Genomic DNA, 3,281 nt, shown 5'->3' on the forward strand with positions numbered 1-3,281 from the left:
TTGGTTTAGTAGAAACCATAAATTTAGCAGCTGGCGCGGTGCCTTCAACGCGCAAAATTAACGGTCATGCTCTAACTGGGGATACCAATGTCACTGCCCAGGATATTTTTAATGGGCAAGTCGTGATGATTGGTGCAAACCAGAATCTGGACAACTATCAGACGCCGGGACTGTATGCTCAGGATGCGAATGTTAATACCAGTGCAGCCCTGAATTACCCGGAGAATAATGCGGGTTCTCTGATGGTACTGAGAGGCGCTGGAGTGACTCAGGTTTATCATACTTACAACAGCTCGCGAATCTGGTCCCGAAGTAAATACAGTACAGGGGGCTGGACACCCTGGGCGCGTGAATACAATACCCAAAATAAGCCTGGTGCAACTGATGTAGGTGCGCTCCCAATCACTGGCGGCGCGCTTACTGGTCCGCTTGGAATTGGAGTGGCGAACGTCCTTGGCGGTAACTCAATCGTTCTTGGTGATAACGATACCGGCTTTAAACAGGAAGGCGATGGGATCCTGAATGTCTACGCGAACTCAGCGCTTGTTATGCGGTTTATCAGCAGCCTTATTGAAAGCCTGAAACCGTTAAAAGTTAACGGCAATTGCATTGCCACGGGTGAAATTCAGGCTGGTAACGGCGCTGTTCGTTTGGCAGCAGACGGTAACGTATACGGCACTATGTGGGGTGGTTGGTTGCGGGATTATCTTGCCGCCACCTTTCAACTCAAAGGTAATTTCACACCAGCAGGTCAGGCTTATACAAAAGCGGAAAGCGATGCGCGTTATATCCAGAGTATGAGGCTAGGTTCAGCCATATCGACTACATGGTGGGGGGATGGTGGTGATTGTCCGGCTGGTCACGTTCTGACTGGTGGTGATTTTAATAATGATAAATCTTATGTCCGATACAAGCCTGTTCAGGTGCTCATTAACGGACAATGGGTAACAATTAGCGGATAATATGCAGAGGACAAAATGCAACACCTTAAAAATTTAAAAAAATACACGCCAGACGATAAAGAAAGCCAGCTTCTTATCAAAGAATATAATGTTGAATTTCTAATTTCTGATGATGGCAGGGATTGGTATAAATCTCAGGCTGATTTCTCGGCTGATACGTTGAAAATTGCCTACGACGAAGTCGGTATTATTCGCAGTATTAGCAGGGACGTTACAAGCATTTACCCGCGTGGTTTTAGCGTTGTTGAAGTTGATATTACAGAAGCGAACAAGAGTGCAGATATTTTTGGGGGATGGGTATTCGACAATGGAGAAATTAAGCCACGGCAATATTCGCAAGAGGAATTACGCGCACAGGCTGAAGCGAAGAAGACCGAGCTATTGTCTGCCGCTGCTGTCGCTATTGCGCCACTGGAAGATGCTGTCGATGAGGGGATGGCGACGGAAGAAGAAACCGCCGCACTGTCAGAATGGAAAAAATACAGGGTGAAGGTTCGGCGTGTTGATACGTCAAAACCTGAATGGCCTACGCCACCGAATATTCAGGCCACTTAACATCTGGTGCTGTAGTTAAGTCAAGGCGGCGTAGCGCGGTACGATAAGCCCGTAGCGCCGCCAGTTCGTCTTCTTCCTCGCCTGAGATATCTCCGTCTTTTTGTGCCGCTTCCAGCCAGTCAATACGCGCTGTAGCTTCAGCCATGCGGCGGTCGCGTTCCGCTTCGGCGTCAGCCAGGTGATTGCGGATTTGCTGCAATTTCCCGTTTTTATAAAACCAGTCATCACCCAGCGTGACACGCAAATTAGCTTTTGTTGCAGGAAGCTCGACGACACTGAGATTGACCGGGAAAAGCGCATGAATATTTGTTGCGAACGTTCTTACGCAACCATCATCGTCATAGCCAATTTTCAGCGTTTCAGACTCATCAAATAACTCAATTACGTCATACCAGTCATTACCTTTGTCATCCTTTAAAAACAGGACGTTCTGACCATCAATAATTTTTGGTCTGTCGGTGGTGTCTGGGGTATATGGAGTGAATTTACCGAAATTCTGCATTTTTATTCCCTTCTAGTTAATTACATACCATGTGTTATTAACAAGTTTTCGCATATAACGAATAATAAAATTACCAACGTTGCTGCTGCCTCCAACCATATTAAAGTTATACATAGCCGCACCATCAGTCGGGCGCATATAACCCCGCCCGTCCCAAAACCCAACCTCAGCAGGGGCTGTAAGGTCGATATTCTGGACAAAGTTCTGCAATACCCAATTCATCGTTGCGTAGGGCGATAAATCGACAGCTGGAGGCAGGTTATGTGGTGAATAAACTCGTTGACCATTATCATAAACTGCTTTAGCACCTAAGTTTCCTGATACTGTTGCATTCCCATTACGCCCGACAAAAAACGGATTTGATTGCCACGCACCATTTTCATCATAAAAATTAATACTAAACCCATCCTGATAATAGCCATAGTTCATGACTAATTTCCCAGAGGAATCAAAATGAGGAATAAGAGCATTGCCATCTACTCTGCCAACATTATCAATTTGCATGACACGCAATGCCAGACCGCCAAGATTTAAACCAGCGTACCCACTTTTATGTAATAAATCGATCCGGTTAGCATTACTGTTAAATGCAACCCTGTAATCGTAATCAATTTCAGGATATGTCGTGTGAATATCCCAATACTGTGGTCCGGTAACCTGGTTTGCTAATCCAAATTCGAATGGAACCTCTGAGCGCTGGGTAAACAACTTAGACGTATAAAGCGCTTTTGTTGATGTAATGCCTTCAACACCTAAATCCCCACTAATCTCTCCGCCAGTTACCGGCAGCGCCCCAACATCTTCTGATGTTGGCTTGTTTGCGGTGTTAAAATCCCGCCGCCATGTTGCCGGATAACCCTCACCATGATTAACGTAGGTAAACTGAGCATTTACAACACCACCCGTTGAGGATGTTGGTGTCGTGACACGAATTGTCATCGCACCACGTACGCCCATAACCTCAACTACCGCACCGGCCAGATGGATATTTCCGCACCCTGTATCGGTGATAGTGCGGTTATTACCATAAGACCACGAACCTTTACACATCCAGTACGGATGATTAAATGCCCCCTGAGATTCAAGCCAGGCGATAAACTCCGCTGTCGTCCAGTCACCGCCGCCGCCGATGCTTACCGTTCCGCTGAAAGCCCGCGCTGCGCCGATATTTCGTACAAACCAATCCGGTTGTGGCACATCTGCGCCATTCTGGTCTTTTTGAAGTGATCCAGCAGCACGATTTATCGTTTCTACTAAACCAA

At 46.6% G+C, this 3,281-nt stretch carries 3 protein-coding genes and 1 pseudogene; 2 read left to right on the forward strand and 2 right to left on the reverse strand.

Features of this window, described 5'->3' with window-relative positions; genetic code table 11:
- Positions 1-962 (forward strand): pyocin knob domain-containing protein (locus OGY15_RS00770; RefSeq protein ID WP_286537424.1); only part of this gene is annotated, 962 nt, incomplete at its 5' end.
- A gap of 15 nt (positions 963-977) precedes the next feature.
- Positions 978-1,517 carry a tail fiber assembly protein gene (locus tag OGY15_RS00775; RefSeq protein WP_286537426.1) on the forward strand — a complete coding sequence of 180 codons (540 nt, stop codon included), beginning with the start codon at positions 978-980 and terminating at the stop codon, positions 1,515-1,517.
- Here the strand turns inward: OGY15_RS00775 and OGY15_RS00780 are convergent.
- Together OGY15_RS00780 and OGY15_RS00785 are read right to left on the reverse strand one after the other, a co-directional pair.
- Complete coding sequence (locus OGY15_RS00780; RefSeq protein WP_286537428.1) at positions 1,489-2,019, reverse strand: tail fiber assembly protein; 531 nt, start codon at positions 2,017-2,019, stop codon at positions 1,489-1,491. The genes OGY15_RS00775 and OGY15_RS00780 overlap by 29 nt on opposite strands.
- Before the next feature lie 12 nt (positions 2,020-2,031).
- Positions 2,032-3,281, reverse strand: a pseudogene (locus OGY15_RS00785) (hypothetical protein); the annotation flags it as partial.

It is taken from the genome of Citrobacter sp. Cu231 (genome assembly GCF_030332265.1).
GTDB lineage: Bacteria > Pseudomonadota > Gammaproteobacteria > Enterobacterales > Enterobacteriaceae > Citrobacter > Citrobacter meridianamericanus.